Origin of the sequence: Burkholderia sp. SRS-25 (assembly GCF_004343765.1) — a bacterium.
In the GTDB taxonomy this organism is placed as follows: Bacteria; Pseudomonadota; Gammaproteobacteria; order Burkholderiales; family Burkholderiaceae; genus Burkholderia; species Burkholderia contaminans.
The window spans coordinates 281,874-305,773 of the sequence record NZ_PTXM01000006.1 but is presented as its reverse complement, the minus strand read 5'-3'; the positions used below and the strand labels follow the sequence as shown (position 1 = coordinate 305,773).

Below are 23,900 nucleotides of genomic sequence, written 5' to 3'. Positions count from 1 at the left end.
CTGCCCGAATCGTCAGAACGAGGAACCGGGCTCGCGAAGAAACGCCGTCTCCTCGTCGCTCGATGTCCGACCAAGAATCGCGTTCCGGTGCGGAAAGCGGCCGAAGCGCTCGACGACGGCCGCATGCAGCAATGCGAAGCGGTGATAGCTCTCGCACCCTGCCTCGTCCCGGATGCCCGCGCACAGGCGAACGGCCTCACGCTGGCTCTCGATCGACTCGTCGTGCTCGAACGGCAGATACGCGAACGCGCGGTGATGCCCGCTCGGCAACTGCGCGTCCCACCCAGCCGCGACGACGCGGCGCGCGAGCGCGAGTGCCTTCGGATCGGCGGCAAACGCGCGCGGCGTGCCGCGATGGATGTTGCGCGAGAACTGGTCGAGCACGACGATCAACGCCAGCGCCCCCGACGGCGAGCCGGCCCAGTGATCGCAAGCGCCGTCGCACGCGGCGTCGAGCAAAGCGCCGTAGCGCGTGCGCAGCACGTCGTCGAATGCCGCGCCGCCATTGAACCAGACCTTGCGGTCCTGCCCGAATTCGGCTGAGCCCGGCTCGCCGAACCAGAAATCCAGAATCTCGCGCGCTTGCGGATCGAGCGCCGCCGCGCCCGCGTGGGTGGTGTCAATGGTCATGCAAACTCCAGTACGAGGCGCCGGGTGCGCGCGCTCTTCTTTTCCAGTTTCGCGACCCGCAGCTCGCCGATTTCGGACGTATTGCGCACATGCGTGCCGCCGCACGGCTGCAGGTCGACCTGCTCGATGCGCAGCAGCCGCACACGGCCGAGGCCCATCGGCGGCTTCACGCTCATCGTGCGCACGAGGTCCGGCCGTGCGGCCATCTCGTCGTCGGTGATCCATTCGGTCGTGACCGGGTGCGCGCCGACCACCAGGCCGGCGAGGCGCCGCTCGACGTCGTCGCGGTCGATGGCGTCGGACGTCGCGAAATCGAGCCGCACGTAGTCGGCCGTCACGCTGCAACCGTCGACCGCGTACGGCAGCACCGCGCACATCAGGTGCGCCGCGGTATGCAGCCGCATGTGGCGATAGCGGCGCAGCCAGTCGATCCGAGCGACCACGCGCATGCCGGGCTCGAGCGCCGCGACGCTCGCCTCCTGCCCCGGTACGGGCACGTGCACGGCGTCGTCGGGTGTCGCGCCGTCGAACTTGGCCTTGCGCGTATCGGCAATCGCGATCGTGCTGCCGTCGGGCAGCGTCAGCGTGCCGGTGTCGCCGGCCTGGCCGCCGCCTAGCGGATAGAACACGGTGCGGTCGAGCCCGATGCCGTCGTCGCCGACGGCCAGGACGACCGCGTCGCATTGCGTGAGGTATGCGTCTTCGCGAAACAGCGCTTGAGTCGTCATCGGGCGAGCCTCGTATCGATTGGGGAAGCGGCCAGTGTCGCGCCGCACGGCGCGCGCGCCCAGACGCAGATCGCCCCCCGCGCGGGCAGCGGCGTACCGGTCGATCAACCGGGCCGGTTACGCATCCAGTCGGCCGTGTCGTAGAACGAATGCATGAGCCGCTCGCGCAACGGCTCGGCCAGCCCGATGTCGTCCATCGCCCACGCCATGCAGCGCAGCCACTGGTCGCGCTCGACCGACGCGATCGGGAACGGCAGGTGCCGCGCGCGCAGCCGCGGATGGCCGAACCGGCTGATGTAGTGGTCGGGGCCGCCGAGCCACCCGCACAGGAACCAGAAAAACTTGTCGCGCGAACCGTCGAGCGAATCCGGGTGCAGCGCGCGAATCTGCGCGAACTCGGGCTCGAGATCCATCAGGTCGTAAAAGCGGTCCACCATTTCGCGCACGCGGGCTTCACCACCCACGAGCTCGAACGCCGTCGGTTGCGACGGCGCATCGTCATTCACATCGGTCATACGGATAGTCGGAAAACGGGATCTTCGGGGCCGCCGGCGACGCTCATGCGTCGCGCAGCGACTGCAGCGCGGGGCGCCGCAGCACATTATGCAGGCTCAGCCAGCCGGCCGCACCGGCGCACGCGACGCCGGCCGCGATACCGGCCGGCACGAGCCACGGATCGACGGCGAGCTGGAAGTCGAACACGCGCGACGCCAGCACCCAGCCGACCGCGATCGCGCCCGCCGAGGCCAGCGCACCGGCCAGCGCGCCGACCACGACGAATTCCGCGCGCTGCACCGCGTTGACCTGCGCGCGCGACGCGCCGAGCGCGCGCAGCAGCGCCGCCTCGCGCACCCGCTCGTCGCGCGTGCCGGCCAGCGCCGTGTACAGCACGAGCACGCCGGCCGCGAGCGTGAACATGAACAGGAACTGCACCGCGCCGACCACCTGCAGCATCATCCGCTGCAACTGCGCGAGGATCGGCGCGACGTCGATGGCGGTCAGGTTCGGATAGCGCGCGATCAGCGGATCGAGCAGCGCGGCATTCGATGCCGGCAAATGGAAGCTCGTCAGGTACACGGCCGGGAAATCCTTCAGCACCGGCGGCGGCATCAGCACGAAGAAATTGACGCGGAACGAACCCCAGTCGAGCTTGCGCACGCTCGTGATCGGCGCATCGACCGTCAGCCCCGTCACGTCGAAGCGCAGCACGTCACCCGGCTTCACGTTCAGCGTCTTCGCAAGGCCGGCCTCGATCGAGATCTGCGGCGTCGCCGCGGTGCCGAACCAGTCGCCTTCGACGATCCGGTTGTCGGACGGCAACCGGGTCGTATAGGACAGGTTGAACTCGCGGTCGACGAGCCGGCGCGCCTCCTCGGACGGGTAGGCGTCCGGATTCACCGGCTTGCCGTTGATCGCGACGAGGCGGCCGCGCACCATCGGCTCGGGCACCGCGTCGCGCACGCCGTGCGCGGCCAGATAGGCCGCGACGTCGGCGCGCTGGTCGGGCTGGATGTCGATCAGGAACTGATTCGGCGCATCGGGCGGCGTCGACTGCCGCCACCCGGCGACGAGGTCGTTGCGCGTGATCGCGATCAGCAGCAGGCACATCAAGCCGAGCGCGAGCGCGGTGATCTGCAGCGCGCTGGCCGTGCCGCGCCGGTGCAACGACGCGAGCGCGTAACGCCAGCCGACGCCCGCCGCCACGCGCGCATTGCGCACCGCGCGCGCGGCGGCGAACAGCACGAGCCGCGCGAACAGCGCGAAACCGACCAGCGCGCCGGCGAAACCGCCCGCGACGATCAGGCCGAGTTTCAGGTTGCCGGCGGCCACGATCAGCAGCCCCGCGAACAGCACGACGCCGACCGCATACGCGGCCCACGCGGTGCGCGACGCGTCGCCCCACTCACGCCGCAGCACGCGCACCGGCGGCACGCGCGTGAGCGGCACGAGCGGCGGCAGCGCGAAGCCGAGCAGCAGCACGAGCGCGGCGCCCATGCCGATCAGGGCAGGCCACAGCGTGGGAGGCGGCAACACCACGTCGATCAGGCCGCCGAGCGCGGCCAGCAACGCCCAGTGGCCGCCGTAGCCGAGCACCGCGCCTGCGGCGCCGGACACGATGCCGATGCCGGCGAATTCGAGTGCGAACAGCGCACCGAGCGTGCGGCGGCTCACGCCGAGGCAGCGCATCGTCGCGCAGCCGTCGAGATGGCGCCGCATGTAGCGCTGCGCGGCCATCGCGATCGCGACCGCCGCGAGCAGCGCGGTGAGCAGCGCGACGAGCGTCAGGAAGTGGCGCGCGCGATCCAGCGTCTGCCGCACCTGCGGCTGGCCTTCCTGCAACGACTCGAGACCGACGCCGCGCAATTTCCCGCCGTCGACACGTGCATGCGCATACGCTTCGAAGCGTGTGACAGCCTGCTGGTCGCCGGCAACCAGCAGCCGGTACGTGACACGGCTGCCGTAGCCCGTGAGCCCCGTCGCGGCCAGTTCGTCCGCGCGCATCATCAGCCGCGGCGAAAAATTGACGAAGGAAAACCCGCGATCGAGTTCGCGGGAAATCGACGCGGCGACCTTGAACGTGCGCAGCCCGACGCGCACCGTATCGCCCGCCTTCAGGTGCAACGCATCGAGCAGCGCCGGATCGGCCCATACGGTGCCGGGCGCGGGAATCGCGGCCGCCTTCTGTGTGGCGGCCGCGCCGGCCGGCACGATATCGACCGCGCCGCGCAACGGATAGCCGGGCGACACGGCCTTCACGGCCGCGAGGCGCGAGGGCGCCGCGCCGGTCGCCTGCCCGCCCGTGGCGGACGCGATCATGCTCGGGAAAATGGCGGTCGTCGCGGTACGCAGGCCGAGCGCGCGGGCCTGCTGATCGAACGACGGATCGACGGGGCGATCGGCCCGCACGACGAAATCGGCGCCGAGCATCTGGCGCGCGTCCCGCTCGAGCCCCTGGCGCAGCCGGTCGGCGAGGAAGCCGACGCTCGTCAGCGCCGCGACCGCAAGCACCAATGCAAGGACGAGCAGCGTCAGCTCGCCCGCGCGCCAGTCGCGCGCGGTCATGCGGGCGGCCTGGCGGATCAGGTCGCGCAGGCCGAAGCGGCCGGCATGCGCGTGCACCTCATGGCCGGGTTGCCCGGCCGGCGGCTGCGCCGCGTGTTGCCGCCCCTTCAATCGCGCTTCCCCCCGATCGAGTTGAGCCGCGACACCATGTGGTTCGCCATGCCGCGAAAGCCGCCCGAGACACCGCGCCACAGGCGCGGGAGCGCCCACGCGGACGCCGCGATGAAGGCGGCAAGCAGCACGAGGAACGCGAGCGGAACGAAGAACGCGAGCACGAGCCCGCCGACCACGAGGCCGTCCTCGGTCGACGAGGCGATCCAGTTCGAAATCGGTTCCGGCGACAGGTTGATCATCGCGCGCGTGCCGGCCTTCGCCACGTGTGCGGCGCCGGCGAGCGAGCCGCCCGCGAGCCCCGCGACCGCGAGCACGGTAGGATCGGCGTGGCCGAGCGCGCCGGCCGCGAGCACCGCGCCGGCCGGAATGCGGATGAAGGTGTGCACGGCATCCCACAGCGAGTCGAACGCAGGGATCTTGTCGGCAAGGAATTCGGTGACGGTGAGCACGGCCGCGGCGCCGATGACCCACGGCGACATCAGGACGGCCAGCGTGTCGGGCAGGTGGAGCCAGCCGAACCGCGCCAGCACGCCGGCGATCAGCACGGTCAGGTACAGGCGCAGGCCGCTCGCCCACGCGAGCCCCGCGCCGAGCGAAATGGCTTCGATCATGGCCCTCTCCTTGCACTTTCCGTGCGATTTGCCGATTGATCGGATCGGGTTGGACAGACAGGCCGCGCGGCGCGTGGCGACCGGCACCGCGTGCCGCGAGAAGCACGACGGTATTCAGGCCCGAATGCGTTCCATTATAGACAGGCTAGGCGGACGGCCGGCGCAATTCCTCGGTGCGGCACCCGAGTGCACGCGCGCCCGGGTGCCCTCGTCAGGCAGCGGACGACAGCTTGAGGCCGATCAGCCCCGCGACGATCAGCGCGGCGCTCGCGACGCGCGCGACGGTCAGCGCCTCGCCCATCATCACGATGCCGAACACAAACGCACCGACTGCGCCGATGCCCGTCCACACCGCGTACGCGGTGCCGAGCGGCAACTGGCGCATCGCGACCGCGAGCAGCCCGAAGCTGGCCAGCGCCGTTACGATCGTGAACACCGACGGACCGAGCTTCGTGAAGCCGTCCGACGATTTCATGCCGGCCGCCCAGGCCACTTCCAGCAACCCGGCAATGAACAACAATACCCACGCCATCTCGACGTACTCCGTATCGGATGGGGCCGTCCCCGTTGAAACGAATGACCCGGGGTCGTCCCCGGGCGGCGCCGAGTATAACAAGATGCTTACAGCCGCGGCGCGCGGCCGGCGGCCGATCGGGGGCACGACCGGCGTGCCGGTCAGTTCGATACGCGCTTCGGCGTGGCGCCGCCGACGCAGCGGTCGTCGCGGTACAGCGCCCACTCCTCGCACACGCGACCGTCCTTGAACACGCACATGCCGACCTGCCCGCTCGTCAGGTTGCGGATCGTGTGGCGGCCGCCGAGCTTGGCGCAATTGACCGACGCGGGGTTCGCCATCGCCTGCTGCTGCGACGACGGTTGCTGCCCGGGCGGCAGCGGTTGGGCGAACGCGCCAGACGCGGCAAGCGCCAGCGCACAGATGACGACCAGACGGACGGACATTGCACGCTCCTCGTTTTCGTTCGCGGAACGGTCAGGATAACGGGGAATGAGCGCCGGGTGTGCAACGCGTGCGCCGGCCGCGAGACTGTCGCGCCGGCGCAACCTGCCGGCACGCGACATCACGTGCACGTGCGCCGTTGCGCCCCGGCTACGCCCGTCATGCGGCGCCGACCAGCCGGTAGCCGACGCCCGTCTCCGTCACGATGTACTCGGGCTGCGCCGGGTCGCGCTCGAGCTTCTGGCGCAGGTGCGCCATGTAGATGCGCAGATAGTGGTGGCTTTCGACGTGCGACGGCCCCCACACGTCGCGCAGCAACTGGCGGTGCGTCAGCACGCGCCCCGCGTGCCGCACGAGCGTCGCGAGCAGCCGGTATTCGAGCGGCGTCAGGTGCACGATCTCGTTGTCGCGCCACACCTGGCGCAGCGCGAGATCGACGGTCACGGTGCCGAAGGTCACCTTCGGCGACTCGTTCGCGCCGCCCTGGTTGCGCCGGCGCAGTTGCGCGCGGATCCGCGCGCGCAGTTCGGACACGCCGAACGGCTTGGTCAGGTAATCGTCGGCACCCGCGTCGAGCGCCGCGACTTTCTCTTCTTCCTGCGTGCGCGCGGACAGCACGATCACCGGCACCTCGGACCAGCCGCGCAGTTCGCGGATCACGTCGAGGCCGTCGGTATCGGGCAGGCCGAGGTCGACGATCACGAGATCGGGCTTGCGCGTCGCCGCGTCGATCAGCCCCTGCTTGCCCGTCTCGGCCTCGAACACCGCGATGTCCTCCTCCTCGAGCGCGGCGCGCACGAAACGGCGGATCTGCTTTTCGTCCTCGATCAGGACGACGGTCAGGCTGGGTTCACTCATGGTCTGGCAATGATTCGGATGGGGACGACGCACCGGGCACTTCGGGTTCGTCGTCGGGTACGGCAGGCGCGGCCGGCGGTGTCTCGACCGGCAACGTGAACCAGAAACGCGCGCCCGTCACGTGGCCGTCGGGTGCCGTACGGTTGAGCGCGCCGATTTTACCGCCGTGCGCTTCGACGATCGCGCGGCAGATCGCGAGGCCGAGGCCGATGCCCGGCGTCGCCGATTCCTTCTCGCCGCGCGTGAACTTGTCGAAGATCCGCGTTTCCATCCCGGCCGGCAGGCCCGGACCGTAGTCGTCGACGAGCACGCGCACGAACGGCAGCCCGTCGTCGATCACGCGCTCCGCGCCGATGTCGAGCGGCGTATCGGCCGGCGTGTACTTCGCCGCGTTCTCGAACAGGTTGGTGAACAGGCGCTCCATCAGCACCGCGTCCATCTGCAGGAGCGGCAGGTCGGCCGGCAGCACGACGCGCGCCGGATGGCGCGCAAGCACGCGCTTGCAGGCGGCGAGTGCGGCGCCGACGGTTTCCTCGAGTAGCGACCACTGGCGCTTCAACTGCAGGCTGCCGGCCTGCAGCCGCGCCATGTCGAGCAGGTTCGTGACGATACCCGTCATCCGCAGCGCCTCGTCGTGGATCGCTTCGACGAGTTCACCCTCGCGCTGCGCGAAGCGTTCGGCCGCCGCGGTGTCGCCGCCCTGCGCGGCCGCGCGTCCGTTCGCGAGCATCGACGAGAAGCCGACGATCGTCGTGAGCGGCGTGCGCAGGTCGTGCGAGATCGCCGACAGCAGCGAGTTGCGCAGCCGCTCGGATTCCATGTTGACGAGCGCGTCGCGCGCGATTTCCACGTAGTGCACACGCTCGAGCGCGAGCGCGATCTGCGCGGCGAACGCGTCGAGCATCCGCTGCTGCTCCGGCACCTCGAGTTCGCGCGGCTCGCGCGACGCGACCGCGAGCACGCCGCGCGTACGCATCGGCGCCTTCAGCGGCAGGTACAGCGCGGCCGTCGCGGGCAACGTATCGGTGCCGCGGCCGGCCGGCTTCTGCTGGTCGTACACCCACTGGCCGACGTCGCTGTCGAGATCGGCGCCCGTCAGCGTGACGGCCGCATCGGGCTCCTCGATCTTCTGGCGCACCTTGTCCGCGCTGTCGGGCAGCAGGAATGCGACGCGCGCGCGGAACACCTCACCCACGTGACGGCTGCCGATCTCGACGATCTGCTCGGTCGTCAGCGCCGCGCCCAGCTCGCGCGCCATCGCGTAGATCGCGCCGGTGCGGCGCTCGCGGCGCTGCGCGACGCTCGCCTGGCGCGTCAGCGTCGACGTCAGGTGGCTGATCACGAGCGACGTCAGCAGCATCCCGAAGAAGGTCAGCAGGTACTGCGTGTCGCTGACCGAAAACGACATGCGCGGCGGCACGAAGAAATAATCGAACGCGGCCACCGACAGGAACGACTGCAGCACGCCCGGGCCGCGCCCGAGCCGCACGGCCGAGAACACGACGCCGAGCAGGTACAGCATCACGAGGTTCGTGAGGTCGAGCCGCTCGGACACGAGGCTCGCGACGACCGTGATCGCCGCGCAGATCGCGGCCGCATACACGTAGTGCCGCGGCGGCGAACGATGCGTGCCGAACTGCGCGAACGCATCGCGCCAGTCGCGTGCACGCGCGTCGAGGGGTGCTGCACGCGCCTCGTCGCTCGCGGACGCCCGGATCAGCATCAGGTCGACGTCGCCCGCGCGTTCGGCAAGGTTCTCGCCGAACGGCCGCACGAAGCGGCGCACGAGCCCGACCTTCGGCGAGCCGCCCGCGACGATCTTCGACACGTTGCGCACCTTCGCATAGCCGATCAGCGCGGCGACCGCATCGGCGCCGGCGAGCGTGGCCGTCTCCGCGCCGAGCTCGGCCGCGAGCTTCAGTGCGTCGAGCGTGCGCTGCCGCCGTGCGTCGGGCAGGCGCTGCAGGCGCGGCGTCTCCACATAGACGGCGATCCAGTCGGCCTTCAGGCTCGCGGCGAGCCGGGCGGCCGCCCGCACGAGCGTCGGCGCTTCAGGGCCCGGGCCGACGCACACGAGCAGCCGCTCGCGCGCCTGCCAGATGCGCTGGATCGAACGGTCGGCGCGGTACTCGCGCATCTGCGCGTCGACGCGATCGGCCGTGCGCCGCAGCGCCAGTTCGCGCAGCGCGATCAGGTTGCCCTTGCGGAAGAAGTTGCGCACCGCGCGCTCGGCCTGCTGCGCGAGATAGACCTTGCCGTCGCGCATCCGCTCGAGCAGTTCCTCGGCCGGCAGGTCGACGAGCGTGACTTCGTCGGCCGCGTCGAATACGCGATCGGGCACGGTCTCCCACACGCGGATGCCGGTGATCGCGCCGACCACGTCGTTCAGGCTTTCGAGGTGCTGGACGTTGACGGTCGTGTAGACGTCGATGCCCGCGTCGAGCAGCTCGTACACATCCTGCCAGCGCTTCAGGTGCCGCGCGCCCTGCACGTTCGAATGCGCGAGTTCGTCGACGAGGATCAGTTGCGGCTGGCGCGCGAGCGCGCCGTCGAGATCGAATTCGGCAAGTGTGCGGCCGCGATAGTCGATGCGCGCGAGCGGCAGCACGTCGAGGCCGTCGAGCAGCGCGGCGGTTTCGCTGCGCCCGTGGGTCTCGACGATGCCGACGACGACGTCGACGCCTTCCTGCAGGCGCTGGCGTGCGGCCTGCAGCATCGCGTAGGTCTTGCCGACACCGGCCGACGCGCCGAAGAAAATCTTGAGCTGGCCGCGCCGCTGCTTTTCTTCGTCACGCTGCAGCTTGTCGAGGAGTTGGTCTGGATCGGGACGATTCATGCGTCAGAAAGGCGGAGCGCCCGGATGCGCGCGAGTACGAGCATTGTTGTTCCAAATCGCCGCAAAAGGCAAAGACGGCGCATGCGCCGTCGGGAAAAGGTGCGTCCTGCGCGGATCGGGCCGCGCCGGACGCCGGTTGCTGCCGGATGCCCGGAAGCTCGGTCAGTGCGCGGCCTGCGCCGCGTCGAGCGCGAGGTTCAGCTGCAGCACGTTCACGCGCGGTTCGCCGAGCACGCCGAACTGGCGGCCCTTCGTGTTCGCGGCGACGAGCTGCGCGACCGCGTCGGGCGCCAGGTTGCGCGCCTTCGCGACGCGCTCGACCTGGTACGCGGCGGCGGCCGGCGTGATTTCCGGATCGAGGCCGCTCGCCGACGCCGTCACGAGGTCGACCGGCACCGGCTTCGACATGTCGGTGCCCGCGTCGCGCAGCGCGGCGATGCGCCCCTTCACCTGGTCGGCAAGCGACGGGTTCAGCGGGCCCAGGTTCGAGCCGCCGGAGCCGGTCGCGTTGTACGGCATCGGCGTCGTGGCCGACAGCCGGCCCCAGAAGTACTTCGGCGCATCGAACTGCTGGCCGATCAGCGCGGAGCCGACCGCCTTGCCGTCCTTCTCGATCAGGCTGCCGTTCGCCTGCGACGGGAACACGGCCTGTCCGAACACGGTCATCACGGCCGGGTATGCGAGCCCCGTCACGGCGATCAGAACGACAAAGAGCACGACGAGCGGACGAATCAACGTTTTCATGATGTTTCCTTCAAATACGGCCGGCTCAGGCCCAGCCGAGTGCGGCGAGCGTCATGTCGATCAGCTTGATGAACGGGAACGGCAGCAGCACGCCGCCGAGGCCGTACACCAGCAGGTTGCGGCGCAGGAGCGAAGCCGCGCCGAGCGGCCGGTACGTGACGCCCTTCAGCGCCAGCGGAATCAGCGCGACGATGATCAGCGCGTTGAAGATCACCGCCGACAGGATCGCGGACGCCGGCGACGTCAGGTGCATGATGTCGAGTACGCGCAGTTGCGGGTACGTCGTCACGAACGCGGCCGGGATGATCGCGAAGTACTTCGCGATGTCGTTCGCGATCGAGAACGTCGTCAGCGACCCGCGCGTCATCAGCATCTGCTTGCCGATCTCGACGATCTCGATCAGCTTCGTCGGGTTCGAGTCGAGGTCGACCATGTTGCCGGCTTCCTTCGCCGCCTGCGTGCCCGTGTTCATCGCGACCGCCACGTCGGCCTGCGCGAGCGCCGGTGCGTCGTTCGTGCCGTCTCCCGTCATCGCGACGAGACGCCCCGCCGCCTGGTGCTCGCGGATCGTCGCAAGCTTGGTTTCCGGCGTCGCTTCCGCGAGGAAATCGTCGACACCCGCCTCCGCTGCGATCGCCGCGGCCGTCAGCCGGTTGTCGCCCGTCACCATCACGGTCTTGATGCCCATCTTGCGCAGCTCTGCGAAGCGCTCCTTGATGCCGCCCTTCACGATGTCCTTCAACTCGATCACGCCGAGCACGCGCGCCGCCCCTTCATGCAGGTCGGCCACGACGAGCGGCGTGCTGCCGCGGCGCGCGACTTCGTCGACCGCACGGCGCACCTCCTCGGGGAAGCGGCTGCCGTGCGCCTCGACGTAGTTGCGGATCGCATCGGCCGCGCCCTTGCGGATTTCACGGCCCGGCAGGTCGACGCCGCTCATCCGCGTCTGCGCGGAGAAGCCGATGAACGTCGCGTGCAGTTGCCCCATGTCGCGCTGGCGAATGTTGAAGCGTTCCTTCGCAAGCACGACGATGCTGCGGCCTTCCGGCGTTTCGTCGGCGAGCGACGACAGTTGCGCGGCATCGGCCAGTGCTTCCTCGGTCACGCCCGGCGCCGGCACGAACGTCGATGCCTGGCGGTTGCCGAGCGTGATCGTGCCGGTCTTGTCGAGCAGCAGCACGTCGACGTCGCCGGCGGCTTCCACCGCGCGGCCCGACGTCGCGATCACGTTCGCCTGCATCATCCGGCTCATCCCGGCCACGCCGATTGCGGACAGCAGGCCGCCGATCGTCGTCGGGATCAGGCACACGAGCAGCGCAACGAGCACGGTGATCGTCACCACGTGGCCGGCCTTCATCGCTTCGACCGAGAACATCGAAAACGGCAGCAGCGTCGCGGTCGCGAGCAGCATCACGATCGTCAGCGCGACGAGCAGGATCGTCAGCGCGATCTCGTTCGGCGTCTTCTTGCGCTTCGCGCCTTCGACCATCGCGATCATCCGGTCGAGGAATGCCTCGCCGGGGTTCGCGGTGACCTTGACGACGATCCAGTCCGACAGCACGCGCGTGCCGCCCGTGACCGACGAGAAGTCGCCGCCCGATTCGCGGATCACCGGCGCGGATTCACCGGTGATCGCCGATTCGTCGACCGATGCGACGCCGTCGACCACCTCGCCGTCGGCCGGGATCACGTCGCCCGCTTCGACGAGCACGACGTCGCCGCGGCGCAGCTCGGTCGCGGTCGTGATGCGGATCGGCGACTTCGGATGCGGCTCGTTGAGCTTCTTCGCCATCACGTCTTTCTTCGCGCTGCGCAGCGACGCCGCCTGCGCCTTCGAGCGCCCTTCGGCGAGCGCTTCGGCGAAGTTCGCGAACAGCACGGTGAACCACAGCCACAGCGCGATCGCGAGGATGAAGCCCGCGGGCGCCTCGGCCTGGCCGGCGAGCGCCGCGATCCACAGGATCGTGGTGAGGATGCTGCCGACGTACACGCAGAACATCACCGGATTGCGGAACTGCGTGCGCGGCGTGAGTTTCTTGAACGAGTCCACGATCGCCGGGCGCAGCAGCGCCGGATCGAACATGGACCGTGTTGCGGAATGTTGAGTCATTGCGATCTCTTCAATCTCTTCAGTCTTTTCAACGTGTCACCATGCGGACGCGCATCACGCGCCCAGCCACATCATCAGGTGCTCGACGCCCGGGCCGAGCGCAAGCGCCGGCACGTAGGTCAGCGCGCCCACCAGCAGCACGGTGCCGAGCAGCAGCACGACGAACAGCGGACCGTGCGTCGGCAGCGTGCCGCTCGTCACCGCGATGCGCTTCTTCGCGGCGAGCGAGCCGGCGATCGCCAGCACCGGCACGATCGTGCCGAAGCGGCCGAACCACATCGCGATCGCGGTCATCCAGTTGTAGAACGGCGTGCCGACCGTCAGGCCCGCGAACGCGCTGCCGTTGTTGTTGGCGGCCGAGCTGAACGCGTACAGGATTTCCGAGAAACCGTGCGGCCCCGGGTTCGCGATGCCGGCCTTACCCGCATCGGCGAGCACGGCGATCGACGTGCCGACCAGCACCAGCAGCGGCGTGAGCAGCACGACGATCGACACCATCTTCATCTCGTACGCCTCGATTTTCTTGCCGACGTATTCCGGCGTGCGGCCGATCATCAGGCCGGCGACGAACACCGCGAGCAGCGCGAACACGAGCATCCCGTAGAGCCCCGAGCCGACCCCGCCGTAGACCACCTCGCCCAGTTGCATCAGCAGCATCGGCACGAGGCCGCCGAGCGGCGTCAGCGAATCGTGCATCGTGTCGACGGCGCCGCACGACGCGGCCGTCGTCGCGACCGTGAAGATGCCGGTCTGCGCGATGCCGAAACGCGTTTCCTTGCCTTCCATGTTGCCGCCCGGCTGCAGCGCGTTCGTCGTCTGGTCGACGTGCAGCGCGGCGAGCGTCGGGTTGCCGCCCTGCTCGGCGCTCACTTCGACGCCGATCGCGATCACGAACGCGACCGTCATCGCCGCGAGCACGGCGATGCCCTGCCGGCGGTCGCCGATCATGCGGCCGAACACGAGACACAACGCGGCCGGGATGATCAGGATCGAGAAGATCTGCAGGAAGTTCGCGAACGGCGTCGGGTTTTCATACGGGTGCGCGGAATTCGCGTTGAAGAAGCCGCCACCGTTGGTGCCGAGCATCTTGATCGCTTCCTGCGACGCAACCGGGCCCATCGCAAGCGTCTGCTTCGTGAGCGGCGTCGGCACCGTCACCGCGTTGCCCTTGTCGTCCTTCACTGGATTGCCCTGCGCGTCGAGCTTCGGCGCGGCATAGGTGCTCGCCTGCAGCACCGGCACGTCCTGGTACGACTTCATGTTCTGGATCACGCCCTGGCTCATCAGCAGCGCGGCGATGATCATCGACATCGGCACGAGCACGTACATCGTCACGCGCGTGAGGTCGACCCAGAAGTTGCCGATCGTCTGCGCGGTGTGGCGCGCGAACCCGCGGATCAGCGCGATCACGACGACGATGCCGGTCGCTGCCGACAGGAAGTTCTGCACGGTCAGGCCGAGCATCTGCGTCAGGTAGCTGACGGTCTGCTCCGGCGTGTAGTCCTGCCAGTTCGTGTTGGTGACGAAGCTGACGGCCGTGTTGAACGCGCCGTCGACCGTCATCGCGCCGAACTGCTGCGGATTGCCGGGCAGGTAGCCCTGCAGGCGCAGCAGGCCGTAGAGGAACAGCGCGCCGAGCGCGTTGAACGCGATCGTCGCGACGGCGTACTGCTTCCAGTTCATCTCGCTGCCGGCGTCGACGCCGGCGATGCGGTACAGCGCGCGTTCGAGCGGCCCGAACACGCGCACGACACGCGAGCTGCCGTCCATGACCGCGGACAGGTAGCGCGCGACCGGCACGGCCGCCGCCAGCAGTACGACGATGAAGAGCAGCACCTGAAAGAGATTGTTCGCGTTCATTCGATGTCCTCCGCGCGCAGCAGCGCAAAGACGAGATACGCGAACAGCAGGGCCGTCGAAGCGCCCGCCAGCCAAAGCATCCAGGTCATGCCCGCCCCCCGCGACCGTATTGCACGAGCTTGTCGCAACCGGCAACCAAGCCGAGGATCAGCGCGGTGAAGAGCACCAGTGCGCCGATAAATACCCCATCCATTTTTCTGTTCTCCATCGTCGAAATCAGACGACTAGAACCTTATGGGAACGCACGTAAAGGACGGGTCAAAGGTATCGGGGCGCGTATAAAAAACGCGTAAACGCGGAAATCGGGAGGACGACGGAAACCGAGGGGCGGGACGGACGGCGCCGTGGCGCCGCCCGGAAAAGCGCGTGCCGGCATGGCGCCGGCACGAAGATACAGGTCAGGGAACGAGGATCGTCGAGCCGGTGGTCTTGCGCGACTCGAGGTCGGCATGCGCGCGGCCGACTTCCGCGAGCGGGTAGCGCTGGTTGATGCTCGTCTTCACCTTGCCCGACAGGATCACGTCGAACAGCTCGGCGGCCGCGGCTTCGAGATCGGCGCGCTTCGCGATGTACGAGAACAGCGTCGGCCGTGTAAAGAACAGCGAACCGCGCGACGAGAATTCCTTCGAGTCGATCGGCGGCAGCGGGCCCGACGCGTTGCCGAAGCTGACGAAGTAGCCGAGCGGCGCGAGGCAGTCGAGCGAACCGATGTAGGTGTCCTTGCCGATCGAGTCGTAGACGACCGGCACGCCCGCGCCGTTCGTGATCTCCTTCACGCGCTGCGTGAAGTTCTCGCGCGTGTACACGATCGGATGATCGCAGCCGTGCGCCTTCGCGAGTGCGGCCTTCTCGTCGGAGCCGACCGTCCCGATCACGGTCGCGCCGAGCGCCTTCGCCCACTGGCACACCAGGAGGCCGACGCCGCCGGCCGCCGCGTGGATCAGGATCGTGTCACCGGCCTTCACCGGATACGTGCGGCGCAGCAGGTAGTGCGCGGTCAGGCCCTGCAGCATCACCGACGCCGCGTCGTCGTAGCTGATGCCGTCCGGCAGCTTCACGAGCCGCTCGGCCGGCATCACGCGTTCCTGCGCGTACGCGCCCGGCGGCTGCCCGACGTACGCGACGCGGTCACCCGCCTTGAACGTGGTCACGCCTTCGCCGACGGCCGTCACCTCGCCTGCCGCCTCCATCCCGAGACCGCCGGGCAGCGCTTGCGGGTAAAGGCCGGTGCGGAAATAGACGTCGATGTAGTTGAGGCCGACCGCATGCTGACGGATACGGACTTCGCCCGCCTTCGGTTCGCCGACCTCGACATCGACCCACTTCATCACTTCCGGGCCGCCAGGCTGGTCGTATCGGATTGCTTTCGGCATCGCTTCGCTCCTCGTGTCTGATTCTGTCAGGGAAAAATCCGGGTCGCCGATCCGCGGAGCCGGCCGGTTCATGCGGGAACCGGCCGCCAGGCGCGCGTCGCGACGCACGATTCTCGCGCGCCGCGGCCATCCGTGCATGGCCCTGCCGCCGGCAGGGGCAATCGGGCGCGGGCAACCCTTAGCAGACGTCCTGCATGTTGCGCGCCAGGTCGTCGAGCAGCATCCGCGCGGTGGCGACGTTGGTCGCGACCGGCACGTCGTGCACGTCGCATGCGCGCACGAGCGCGGTGATGTCGGGGTCGTGCGGCTGCGCGGTCATCGGGTCGCGCAGGAACACGACGATGTCGATGCGGCCGTCGGCCAGTTCCGCACCGATCTGCAGGTCGCCGCCGAGCGGCCCCGACAGCTTGCGCTCGACCTCGAGCCCGTGCGCGTCCGCGATGCGGCCGCCGGTCGTGCCGGTCGCCACCAGCCGGCATTGCGCGAGCGTCGCGCGGAATTCGCCCGCGAGCGCGACGATCTCGTCCTTCTTCGCGTCGTGCGCAATCAATGCGATGCGGGGTTTGCTCATCTCCAGATCCTTTGTCTCAGGTGGTTGTCGTGAAAGGCGGCGCGCGCGTCAGAACGTGCCCGGATACGAACCGCCGTCGAGCAGCCAGTTCTGCCCGGTGATGTAGCCGGCGTGCACGCTGCACAGGAACGCGCACGCCGCGCCGAATTCGGCGCGCGTGCCGAGTCGGCCGGCCGGGATGTCCTTCGTGCGCCGCGCGCGCATCTCGTCGACGCTCACGCCCTGCGCCTTCGCCGACGCGGCGAGCGTGGTCGCGATCCGGTCGGTGTCGAACAGGCCCGGCAGCAGGTTGTTGATCGTCACGCCCTGCCCCGCGACCTTGCGCGACAGCCCCGCGACGAAGCCGGTCAGCCCCGAGCGCGCGCCGTTCGACAGCGCAAGCACGTCGATCGGCGCCTTCACGGCCGAGCTCGTGATGTTGACGATCCGGCCGAAACCGCGCGCGATCATCCCGTCGACGGTCGCGCGGATCAGCTCGATCGGCGTCAGCATGTTCGATTCGAGCGCGCGGATCCAGTCGTCGTGCGAGAAGTCGCGGAAGTCGCCGGGCGGCGGCCCGCCGGCATTCGTCACGAGAATGTCCGGCTGCGGGCACGCGGCGAGCGCGGCCGCACGCCCGTCCGGCGTCGTGATGTCGCAGGCGACCGCGGTCACCGACACGTTCGCGCCGGCGCGGATCTCCTCCGCGGTTTCCTCCAGCGTGTCGCGCGTGCGCGCGACGATCACGAGGTTCACGCCCTCGGCGGCCAGCGCTTCCGCGCAGCCGCGACCGAGCCCCTTGCTTGCCGCGCACACGAGCGCGGTCTTTCCTTCGATGCCGAGATCCATCGTCGATTCCCTGGTGGCGACACGCGCCGGCTCGGCCCCGTCGGCCGGCGCACGGACCCCGGGTGGGCCAGGCGGGCAATCGGGCGGGCGCGGGCGCGTGGATTGTCGTGAGACGTCGATATTATCCGGATCATGCGACGCGCCTTGGTAAAATTGCCGACATAAGCGCGCGGCCGGCTTGCGCCCGCCCCCGCCCCCGATCCTCTTTTGCCGCCAAGGCGCCCCCGTCATGAAACAGGACAGCCGTTTCCCGAATCTCTTCATCACCGATCATCCGCTGATCCAGCACAAGCTCACGCACATGCGCGACAAGGACACGTCCACGCGCACGTTCCGCGAGCTGCTGCGCGAAATCACGCTGCTGATGGGCTACGAGATCACCCGCAACCTGCCGATCACGACCAAGCGGGTCGAAACCCCGCTCGTCGAGGTCGACGCGCCGGTGATCGCGGGCAAGAAGCTGGCGATCGTGCCGGTGCTGCGCGCGGGTATCGGGATGTCGGACGGGCTGCTCGACCTGGTTCCGTCCGCCCGCGTCGGCCACATCGGCGTGTACCGCGCCGAGGATCACCGCCCGGTCGAATACCTGGTGCGCCTGCCGGATCTCGAAGACCGCATCTTCATCCTGTGCGACCCGATGGTCGCGACCGGCTACTCGGCCGTGCACGCGGTCGACGTGCTGAAGCGCCGCAACGTGCCGGCCGCGAACATCATGTTCGTCGCGCTGGTCGCCGCGCCCGAAGGCGTGCAGGTGTTCCAGGACGCGCACCCGGACGTGAAGCTGTTCGTCGCGTCGCTCGATTCGCACCTGAACGAGCACGCGTACATCGTGCCGGGCCTCGGCGACGCGGGCGACCGCCTGTTCGGCACCAAGAACTGAGCATCTGTACGGCCGCGCGGCGCGCGGCCCGGCCCGCGACGGCCCGCCTGGCCGTCCGGCCATGCGCGGCGGCCCCGATCCGGCGGTCGCCGCGTGATAAAATCTCGATCCACTCGACACGCGCGGCCCCGCGGCTTCATGCCCGCCGAAACGGCCGCCGATTCAACGACACATTGAAACAATCGCCCGCGCTGTGCGCCCGGGCACGGAGAAAGGTATGGCTGGTCATTCGAAATGGGCCAACATCAAGCATAAGAAGGCAGCGGCCGACGCGAAGCGCGGCAAGATCTGGACCCGCCTGATCAAGGAAATCCAGGTCGCGGCGCGCCTCGGCGGCGGTGACGTGAACTCGAACCCGCGCCTGCGTCTGGCGGTCGACAAGGCGGCCGACGCGAACATGCCGAAGGACAACGTCAAGCGCGCGATCGATCGCGGCGTGGGCGGCGCGGATGGCGCGAACTACGAGGAAATCCGTTACGAAGGCTACGGCATCAGCGGCGCGGCGATCATCGTCGACACGCTGACCGACAACCGCACCCGCACGGTCGCGGAAGTCCGCCATGCGTTCTCGAAGTTCGGCGGCAACATGGGCACCGACGGTTCGGTCGCGTTCATGTTCGATCACGTCGGCCAGTTCCTGTTCGCACCGGGCACGTCGGAAGACGCGCTGATGGAAGCCGCGCTCGAAGCCGGCGCGAACGACGTGAACACGAACGACGACGGCTCGATCGAAGTGCTGTGCGACTGGCAGGCATTCTCGGCGGTGAAGGACGCGCTCGAAGCCGGCGGCTTCAAGGCCGAGCTCGCCGAAGTGACGATGAAGCCGCAAAACGAAGTCGAATTCACCGGCGACGACGCGGCGAAGATGCAGAAGCTCCTCGACGCGCTCGAGAACCTCGACGACGTGCAGGACGTGTATACGAACGCCGTCATCGTCGAGGAATGATGTGCCGGCCGCCGTGTTCCTGTCGCGGCGGCGGCCCGACCGATTTCGCGGCCGGCGCGCCTGAGCGTGCCGGCCGCCCTGTTTTCTAGTCTGCGGGGAATCCCATGAAACTACTCGTCGTCGGTTCCGGCGGCCGCGAACATGCGCTGGCGTGGAAGCTCGCGCAGTCGCCGCGCGTCCAGATGGTCTACGTCGCGCCCGGCAATGGCGGCACGGCGCAGGACGAGCGTCTGAAGAACGTCGACATCACGGCGCTCGACGAACTCGCCGATTTCGCGGAACGCGAAGGCGTCGCGTTCACGCTCGTCGGGCCGGAAGCACCGCTCGCGGCCGGCATCGTCAACCTGTTCCGCGCACGCGGCCTGAAGGTCTTCGGCCCGACCCGCGAAGCCGCACAGCTCGAGAGCTCGAAAGATTTCGCGAAGGCGTTCATGAAGCGCCACGGCATCCCGACCGCCGAGTACGAAACGTTCTCCGACGTGGCCGCCGCGCACGCGTACATCGACGCGAAGGGTGCGCCGATCGTCGTGAAGGCCGACGGCCTCGCGGCCGGCAAGGGCGTCGTCGTCGCGATGACGCTCGAAGAAGCGCACGAAGCGGTCGACATGATGCTGTCGGGCAACAAGCTCGGCGACGCGGGCGCGCGCGTCGTGATCGAGGAATTCCTCGATGGCGAGGAAGCGAGCTTCATCGTGATGGTCGACGGCAAGCACGCGCTGGCGCTGGCGTCCAGTCAGGACCACAAGCGCCTGCTCGACGATGATCGCGGCCCGAACACCGGCGGCATGGGTGCGTATTCGCCCGCGCCGATCGTCACGCCGCAGATGCACGCACGCGTGATGCGCGAGATCATCATGCCGACCGTGCGCGGGATGGAGAAGGACGGCATCCGCTTCACGGGCTTCCTGTATGCGGGCCTGATGATCGACAAGGAAGGCAATCCGCGCACGCTCGAGTTCAACTGCCGGATGGGCGACCCGGAAACGCAGCCGATCATGGCGCGCCTGAAGAGCGATTTCTCGAAGGTCGTCGAGCAGGCGATCGCGGGCACGCTCGACACGGTCGAGCTCGACTGGGACCGCCGCACCGCGCTGGGCGTCGTGCTGGCCGCGCACGGTTATCCGGACGCGCCGCGCAAGGGCGACCGCATCAACGGCATCCCGGCCGAGACCGAACAGGCCGTCACGTTCCATGCGGGCACGACGCTCGACGGCGACAAGCTGACGACGTCCGGCGGCCGCGTGCTGTGCGTGGTCGGCCTCGCCGATTCGGTACGCGAAGCGCAGCAGCATGCGTACGAGACGATCAACCAGATCAATTTCGAAGGCATGCAGTACCGCCGCGACATCGGCTTCCGCGCGCTCAACCGCAAGAGCGCGTGACGTTGCAATTGCCGCCCCGCCCACACGCGGCGGCGGCCCCTCTGCCGGGGTTCGTTAGAATGCCCGGCAGAAGCCTTTTTTACGCCCCCCGCTTCGGGCGGGGGCACCCAGTCCAGACATGACCGATTCGACCTACGACGTAGCGCGCGTGCGCACGTACCTCCAGGGCCTGCAGGCACGCATCGCCGACGCGCTCGGCGCGCTCGACGGCACGCCGCTCGCGACCGACGCATGGCAGCGCGGTCCGGCCGAGCGCCTGCGCGGCGGCGGCTGCACGCGGATTCTCGAAGGCGGCCGCGTGTTCGAACGCGCGGGGATCGGCTTTTCCGACGTCGCGGGCGATGCTCTGCCGCCGTCGGCGAGCGCGGCGCGCCCGCAACTCGCGGGCCGCGGCTTCGAGGCGCTCGGCGTGTCGCTGGTGCTGCATCCGCGCAATCCGTACTGCCCGACCGTACACATGAACGTGCGGATGCTGATCGCGACGAAACCGGGCGAGGAGCCCGTGTTCTGGTTCGGCGGCGGCATGGATCTGACACCGGTTTACGGTTTCGAGGACGACGCCCGCCATTTCCACCAGACCTGCAAGGATGCGCTCGACCCGTTCGGCGTCGAGCTCTACCCGCGCTTCAAGAAATGGTGCGACGAATATTTCTTCCTGAAGCACCGCAACGAGATGCGCGGCATCGGCGGGATCTTCTTCGACGATTTCTCGGAGCCCGGTTTCGAACGATCGTTTGACATGATGCAAAGCGTCGGCGACGCGTTCCTGCAGGCCTACCTGCCGATCGTCGAGCGGCGCGCCGAGCTGCCGTACGGCGAGCGTGAGCGCGACTTCCAGGCGTATCGCCGCGGCCGCTACGTCGAATTCAACCTCGTATTCGACCGCGGCACGCTGTTCGGCCTGCAAAGCGGCGGCCGGACCGAGTCGATCCTGATGTCGATGCCGCCGGTCGCGAACTGGCGCTACAACTGGCAACCCGAACCGGGTTCGCCGGAAGCGCGCCTGTACAGCGACTTCATCGTGCCACGCGACTGGGTCTGACCCCTGCTTCAAGACAAGGACGCGTTTCTGGACACCACCGCCAGCCCCGCCCCGCTGCCGCGCCGTATCGGCTTGCTGGGCGGCACTTTCGACCCGATCCACGACGGCCATCTCGCGCTCGCGCGCCGGTTCGCCGAGCTGCTCGGCCTGACCGAACTCGTGCTGCTGCCCGCCGGCCAGCCGTACCAGAAGCGCGACGTGTCGGCCGCCGAGCATCGGCTCGCGATGACGCGCGCGGCCGCCGGCTCGCTGTCCGTGCCAGGCGTGACCGTGACCGTCGCCACCGACGAGATCGAGCACACCGGCCCGACCTACACGGTCGAGACGCTCGCGCGCTGGCGCGAGCGGATCGGCCCGGACGCGTCGCTGTCGCTGCTGATCGGCGCCGACCAGCTCGTGCGCCTCGATACGTGGCGCGACTGGCGCACGCTGTTCGACTACGCGCACATCTGCGTGTCGACGCGCCCGGGGTTCGACCTCGGCGCGGCGCCGCCGGACGTCGCGCAGGAAATCGCCGCGCGGCAGGCCGGCGCCGACGTGCTCAAGGCCACGCCGGCAGGCCACCTGCTGATCGATACGACCCTTTCGTTCGACATTGCCGCGACCGACATCCGCGCCCACCTGCGCGAATGCATCGCGCGCCATGCGCAAATGCCCGACGCATCGGCCGAGCATGTGCCGGCCGCCGTATGGGCCTATATTCTTCAACATCGCCTCTACCATTCCTGAATCCATGGATATTCGCAAACTGCAGCGCGTGATCGTCGACGCCCTCGAAGACGTCAAGGCGCAAGACATCAAGGTGTTCAACACCAGCCACCTGACCGAACTGTTCGACCGCGTGGTCGTCGCTTCGGGCACCTCCAACCGCCAGACCAAGGCGCTCGCGTCGAGCGTGCGTGACAAGGTCAAGGAAGCCGGCGGCGACATCGTCAGCTCCGAAGGCGAAGATACGGGCGAATGGGTGCTCGTCGACTGCGGCGACGCGGTCGTGCACATCCTGCAACCGGCCCTGCGCCAGTACTACAACCTCGAGGAAATCTGGGGCGACAAGCCCGTGCGGATGAAGCTCGGCGGCGGCAAGGGGAACGGCTTCGCCACGGCCAGCGAAGGCGACGACGACGAAGAAGAGGAAGCCGCGCCCGCACGCCCGGCGCGCAAGACGGCCGCTCGCCGCCGTTGAGCTCCGAGTCGTTACGCGTCTTCCGATGAAGCTTTTCATCCTTGCGGTCGGCCACAAGATGCCGGGCTGGATCGCATCCGGCTTCGACGAATACACGAAGCGGATGCCGCCCGAGCTGCGCATCGAGTTGCGCGAGATCAAGCCCGAACTGCGTTCGGGCGGCCGCAGCGCCGAAAGCGTGATGGCGGCCGAACGGCAGAAGATCGAGGCCGCGTTGCCGAAGGGCGCGCGTCTCGTCGCGCTCGACGAGCGCGGCCGCGACTGGACCACGATGCAGCTCGCGCAAGCGCTGCCCGGCTGGCAGCAGGACGGCCGCGACGTCGCGTTCGTGATCGGCGGTGCCGACGGGCTCGATCCGGAGCTGAAAGCGCGTGCCGATACACTACTGCGCATCTCGAGCATGACGCTGCCGCACGGGATGGTGCGCGTGCTGCTCGCCGAACAGCTTTACCGGGCGTGGAGCATCACGCAGAATCACCCCTACCACCGCGCATGACGTGTCGTCCTCGAGACGCGCGCCACGCGCGCATACCGAGATAACGACACCATGCCGTCCAGCACGTCCCCCGCGCTTTTCCCGATCCTCTACCTCGCTTCGCAAAGCCCGCGCCGCCAGGAGCTGCTGCAGCAGATCGGCGTACGCTTCGAGCTGCTGCTGCCGCGCCCCGACGAGGATGCCGAGGCGCTCGAGGCCGAGCTGCCCGGCGAAGCCGCCGATGCGTACGTGCGGCGCGTGACCATCGCCAAGGCCGAGGCCGCGCGTGCGCGCCTCGTCGCAAGCGGCAAGCCGGCCTCGCCGGTGCTGGTCGCCGATACGACCGTCACGATCGACGGCGCGATCCTCGGCAAGCCGGCTGACGCCGATGACGCACTCGCGATGCTGACGCGCCTCGCGGGCCGCGAACACGCGGTGCTGACCGCCGTCGCCGTGATCGATGCCGACGGCGAATTGCTCCCGCCCGCGCTGTCGCGCTCGTCGGTGCGTTTCGCGGCCGCGTCGCGCGACGCATACGCGCGCTACGTCGAATCCGGCGAGCCGTTCGGCAAGGCCGGCGCGTACGCGATCCAGGGGCGCGCGGCCGAATTCATCGAGCGAATCGACGGTTCCCATTCAGGTATCATGGGTCTGCCCCTTTTTGAGACTGCCGCGCTGCTACGCACCGCGCGCGTCGCCTTCTGAACC

Annotated in this window: 24 protein-coding genes; 8 read left to right on the top strand and 16 right to left on the bottom strand. The window is 68.8% G+C overall.

The genetic code is table 11. The annotated features are described in order from the left end of the window. Positions 1–12: 12 nt before the first annotated feature. The 16 genes from C5O79_RS09950 to C5O79_RS09875 all read right to left on the bottom strand — a co-directional run bounded on the left by C5O79_RS09950 (position 13) and on the right by C5O79_RS09875 (position 17,284). Positions 13–630, bottom strand: a complete 618-nt coding sequence (locus C5O79_RS09950; RefSeq protein WP_046544732.1) for a DUF924 family protein — start codon at positions 628–630, stop codon at positions 13–15. Next, positions 627–1,358, bottom strand: coding sequence for an alanyl-tRNA editing protein (locus tag C5O79_RS09945; RefSeq protein ID WP_122474211.1), 732 nt, complete (start codon positions 1,356–1,358; stop codon positions 627–629). The genes C5O79_RS09950 and C5O79_RS09945 overlap by 4 nt, the downstream gene beginning before the upstream one ends. A gap of 104 nt (positions 1,359–1,462) precedes the next feature. Further along, on the bottom strand, positions 1,463–1,873 hold the full coding sequence (locus C5O79_RS09940) for a group II truncated hemoglobin (RefSeq protein ID WP_046544730.1): 411 nt from the start codon (positions 1,871–1,873) through the stop codon (positions 1,463–1,465). Between the two features lie 43 nt (positions 1,874–1,916). Next, entirely contained in the window at positions 1,917–4,532 is a 2,616-nt protein-coding gene (locus C5O79_RS09935; RefSeq protein ID WP_046544729.1) for an FtsX-like permease family protein, read from the bottom strand. Beyond that, the gene (locus C5O79_RS09930; protein ID WP_011352729.1) at positions 4,529–5,146 is read right to left on the bottom strand and encodes a DUF4126 domain-containing protein; all 618 of its coding nucleotides are present in this window, start codon (positions 5,144–5,146) and stop codon (positions 4,529–4,531) included. The genes C5O79_RS09935 and C5O79_RS09930 overlap by 4 nt, the downstream gene beginning before the upstream one ends. 211 nt (positions 5,147–5,357) lie before the next feature. Continuing rightward, complete coding sequence (gene sugE / locus C5O79_RS09925; RefSeq protein ID WP_039370509.1) at positions 5,358–5,678, bottom strand: quaternary ammonium compound efflux SMR transporter SugE; 321 nt, start codon at positions 5,676–5,678, stop codon at positions 5,358–5,360. Between the two features lie 143 nt (positions 5,679–5,821). Next, positions 5,822–6,106 carry a DUF333 domain-containing protein gene (locus tag C5O79_RS09920; protein ID WP_047852408.1) on the bottom strand — a complete coding sequence of 95 codons (285 nt, stop codon included), beginning with the start codon at positions 6,104–6,106 and terminating at the stop codon, positions 5,822–5,824. A gap of 157 nt (positions 6,107–6,263) precedes the next feature. Further along, positions 6,264–6,962: a two-component system response regulator KdpE gene (gene kdpE / locus C5O79_RS09915; RefSeq protein ID WP_039370506.1), complete on the bottom strand. Its 699-nt coding sequence runs from the start codon at positions 6,960–6,962 to the stop codon at positions 6,264–6,266. After that, on the bottom strand, positions 6,955–9,798 hold the full coding sequence (locus C5O79_RS09910) for a DUF4118 domain-containing protein (RefSeq protein ID WP_047852409.1): 2,844 nt from the start codon (positions 9,796–9,798) through the stop codon (positions 6,955–6,957). The genes kdpE and C5O79_RS09910 overlap by 8 nt, the downstream gene beginning before the upstream one ends. A 162-nt stretch (positions 9,799–9,960) precedes the next feature. After that, positions 9,961–10,542, bottom strand: coding sequence for a potassium-transporting ATPase subunit KdpC (kdpC, locus tag C5O79_RS09905; RefSeq protein WP_046544726.1), 582 nt, complete (start codon positions 10,540–10,542; stop codon positions 9,961–9,963). A gap of 25 nt (positions 10,543–10,567) precedes the next feature. Beyond that, on the bottom strand, positions 10,568–12,652 hold the full coding sequence (kdpB, locus tag C5O79_RS09900) for a potassium-transporting ATPase subunit KdpB (protein ID WP_046544725.1): 2,085 nt from the start codon (positions 12,650–12,652) through the stop codon (positions 10,568–10,570). A 54-nt stretch (positions 12,653–12,706) separates the two neighbouring features. Beyond that, on the bottom strand, positions 12,707–14,512 hold the full coding sequence (gene kdpA, locus C5O79_RS09895) for a potassium-transporting ATPase subunit KdpA (protein ID WP_047852412.1): 1,806 nt from the start codon (positions 14,510–14,512) through the stop codon (positions 12,707–12,709). Then, positions 14,509–14,601 carry a K(+)-transporting ATPase subunit F gene (gene kdpF, locus C5O79_RS09890; RefSeq protein WP_006752209.1) on the bottom strand — a complete coding sequence of 31 codons (93 nt, stop codon included), beginning with the start codon at positions 14,599–14,601 and terminating at the stop codon, positions 14,509–14,511. The genes kdpA and kdpF overlap by 4 nt, the downstream gene beginning before the upstream one ends. Positions 14,602–14,910: 309 nt before the next feature. Further along, positions 14,911–15,885, bottom strand: coding sequence for a quinone oxidoreductase (locus C5O79_RS09885; protein ID WP_122474212.1), 975 nt, complete (start codon positions 15,883–15,885; stop codon positions 14,911–14,913). Between the two features lie 178 nt (positions 15,886–16,063). Then, the gene (locus C5O79_RS09880; RefSeq protein ID WP_011352738.1) at positions 16,064–16,456 is read right to left on the bottom strand and encodes a methylglyoxal synthase; all 393 of its coding nucleotides are present in this window, start codon (positions 16,454–16,456) and stop codon (positions 16,064–16,066) included. Positions 16,457–16,504: 48 nt separating this feature from the next. After that, positions 16,505–17,284, bottom strand: coding sequence for an SDR family oxidoreductase (locus tag C5O79_RS09875; protein WP_046544722.1), 780 nt, complete (start codon positions 17,282–17,284; stop codon positions 16,505–16,507). A 229-nt stretch (positions 17,285–17,513) separates the two neighbouring features. Between C5O79_RS09875 and upp the strand changes: the two genes are divergently transcribed. From upp to C5O79_RS09835, 8 genes are all read left to right on the top strand, one after another. Further along, positions 17,514–18,164: a uracil phosphoribosyltransferase gene (gene upp / locus C5O79_RS09870; RefSeq protein WP_043188934.1), complete on the top strand. Its 651-nt coding sequence runs from the start codon at positions 17,514–17,516 to the stop codon at positions 18,162–18,164. A gap of 217 nt (positions 18,165–18,381) precedes the next feature. Next, a complete protein-coding gene (locus C5O79_RS09865; protein WP_011352741.1) occupies positions 18,382–19,110 on the top strand; it encodes a YebC/PmpR family DNA-binding transcriptional regulator in 729 nt (242 codons plus the stop codon). A gap of 104 nt (positions 19,111–19,214) precedes the next feature. Then, positions 19,215–20,492 carry a phosphoribosylamine--glycine ligase gene (purD, locus tag C5O79_RS09860; protein ID WP_046544721.1) on the top strand — a complete coding sequence of 426 codons (1,278 nt, stop codon included), beginning with the start codon at positions 19,215–19,217 and terminating at the stop codon, positions 20,490–20,492. Positions 20,493–20,610: 118 nt separating this feature from the next. Then, on the top strand, positions 20,611–21,534 hold the full coding sequence (gene hemF / locus C5O79_RS09855; RefSeq protein WP_047852414.1) for an oxygen-dependent coproporphyrinogen oxidase: 924 nt from the start codon (positions 20,611–20,613) through the stop codon (positions 21,532–21,534). Positions 21,535–21,537: 3 nt separating this feature from the next. Beyond that, complete coding sequence (locus tag C5O79_RS09850) at positions 21,538–22,263, top strand: nicotinate-nucleotide adenylyltransferase (protein WP_226148236.1); 726 nt, start codon at positions 21,538–21,540, stop codon at positions 22,261–22,263. Between the two features lie 4 nt (positions 22,264–22,267). After that, positions 22,268–22,717, top strand: coding sequence for a ribosome silencing factor (rsfS, locus tag C5O79_RS09845; RefSeq protein ID WP_047852415.1), 450 nt, complete (start codon positions 22,268–22,270; stop codon positions 22,715–22,717). A gap of 25 nt (positions 22,718–22,742) precedes the next feature. Then, the gene (gene rlmH / locus C5O79_RS09840; RefSeq protein WP_011352746.1) at positions 22,743–23,213 is read left to right on the top strand and encodes a 23S rRNA (pseudouridine(1915)-N(3))-methyltransferase RlmH; all 471 of its coding nucleotides are present in this window, start codon (positions 22,743–22,745) and stop codon (positions 23,211–23,213) included. 51 nt (positions 23,214–23,264) lie between these two features. Next, a complete protein-coding gene (locus C5O79_RS09835) occupies positions 23,265–23,897 on the top strand; it encodes a Maf family protein (RefSeq protein WP_046544718.1) in 633 nt (210 codons plus the stop codon). The last annotated feature ends 3 nt before the right edge of the window (positions 23,898–23,900 follow it).

Excerpts from the sequence above, each read along its gene's own strand:
- C5O79_RS09950 (WP_046544732.1), bottom strand. The coding sequence starts at position 630 with ATGACCATTGACACCACCCACGCGGGCGCGGCGGCGCTCGATCCGCAA.
- C5O79_RS09945 (WP_122474211.1), bottom strand. The coding sequence starts at position 1,358 with ATGACGACTCAAGCGCTGTTTCGCGAAGACGCATACCTCACGCAATGC.
- C5O79_RS09940 (WP_046544730.1), bottom strand. The coding sequence starts at position 1,873 with ATGACCGATGTGAATGACGATGCGCCGTCGCAACCGACGGCGTTCGAG.
- C5O79_RS09930 (WP_011352729.1), bottom strand. The coding sequence starts at position 5,146 with ATGATCGAAGCCATTTCGCTCGGCGCGGGGCTCGCGTGGGCGAGCGGC.
- sugE (WP_039370509.1), bottom strand. The coding sequence starts at position 5,678 with ATGGCGTGGGTATTGTTGTTCATTGCCGGGTTGCTGGAAGTGGCCTGG.
- C5O79_RS09920 (WP_047852408.1), bottom strand. The coding sequence starts at position 6,106 with ATGTCCGTCCGTCTGGTCGTCATCTGTGCGCTGGCGCTTGCCGCGTCT.
- kdpE (WP_039370506.1), bottom strand. The coding sequence starts at position 6,962 with ATGAGTGAACCCAGCCTGACCGTCGTCCTGATCGAGGACGAAAAGCAG.
- C5O79_RS09910 (WP_047852409.1), bottom strand. The coding sequence starts at position 9,798 with ATGAATCGTCCCGATCCAGACCAACTCCTCGACAAGCTGCAGCGTGAC.
- kdpC (WP_046544726.1), bottom strand. The coding sequence starts at position 10,542 with ATGAAAACGTTGATTCGTCCGCTCGTCGTGCTCTTTGTCGTTCTGATC.
- kdpB (WP_046544725.1), bottom strand. The coding sequence starts at position 12,652 with ATGACTCAACATTCCGCAACACGGTCCATGTTCGATCCGGCGCTGCTG.
- kdpA (WP_047852412.1), bottom strand. The coding sequence starts at position 14,512 with ATGAACGCGAACAATCTCTTTCAGGTGCTGCTCTTCATCGTCGTACTG.
- kdpF (WP_006752209.1), bottom strand. The coding sequence starts at position 14,601 with ATGACCTGGATGCTTTGGCTGGCGGGCGCTTCGACGGCCCTGCTGTTC.
- C5O79_RS09885 (WP_122474212.1), bottom strand. The coding sequence starts at position 15,885 with ATGCCGAAAGCAATCCGATACGACCAGCCTGGCGGCCCGGAAGTGATG.
- C5O79_RS09880 (WP_011352738.1), bottom strand. The coding sequence starts at position 16,456 with ATGAGCAAACCCCGCATCGCATTGATTGCGCACGACGCGAAGAAGGAC.
- C5O79_RS09875 (WP_046544722.1), bottom strand. The coding sequence starts at position 17,284 with ATGGATCTCGGCATCGAAGGAAAGACCGCGCTCGTGTGCGCGGCAAGC.
- upp (WP_043188934.1), top strand. The coding sequence starts at position 17,514 with ATGAAACAGGACAGCCGTTTCCCGAATCTCTTCATCACCGATCATCCG.
- C5O79_RS09865 (WP_011352741.1), top strand. The coding sequence starts at position 18,382 with ATGGCTGGTCATTCGAAATGGGCCAACATCAAGCATAAGAAGGCAGCG.
- purD (WP_046544721.1), top strand. The coding sequence starts at position 19,215 with ATGAAACTACTCGTCGTCGGTTCCGGCGGCCGCGAACATGCGCTGGCG.
- hemF (WP_047852414.1), top strand. The coding sequence starts at position 20,611 with ATGACCGATTCGACCTACGACGTAGCGCGCGTGCGCACGTACCTCCAG.
- rsfS (WP_047852415.1), top strand. The coding sequence starts at position 22,268 with ATGGATATTCGCAAACTGCAGCGCGTGATCGTCGACGCCCTCGAAGAC.
- rlmH (WP_011352746.1), top strand. The coding sequence starts at position 22,743 with ATGAAGCTTTTCATCCTTGCGGTCGGCCACAAGATGCCGGGCTGGATC.
- C5O79_RS09835 (WP_046544718.1), top strand. The coding sequence starts at position 23,265 with ATGCCGTCCAGCACGTCCCCCGCGCTTTTCCCGATCCTCTACCTCGCT.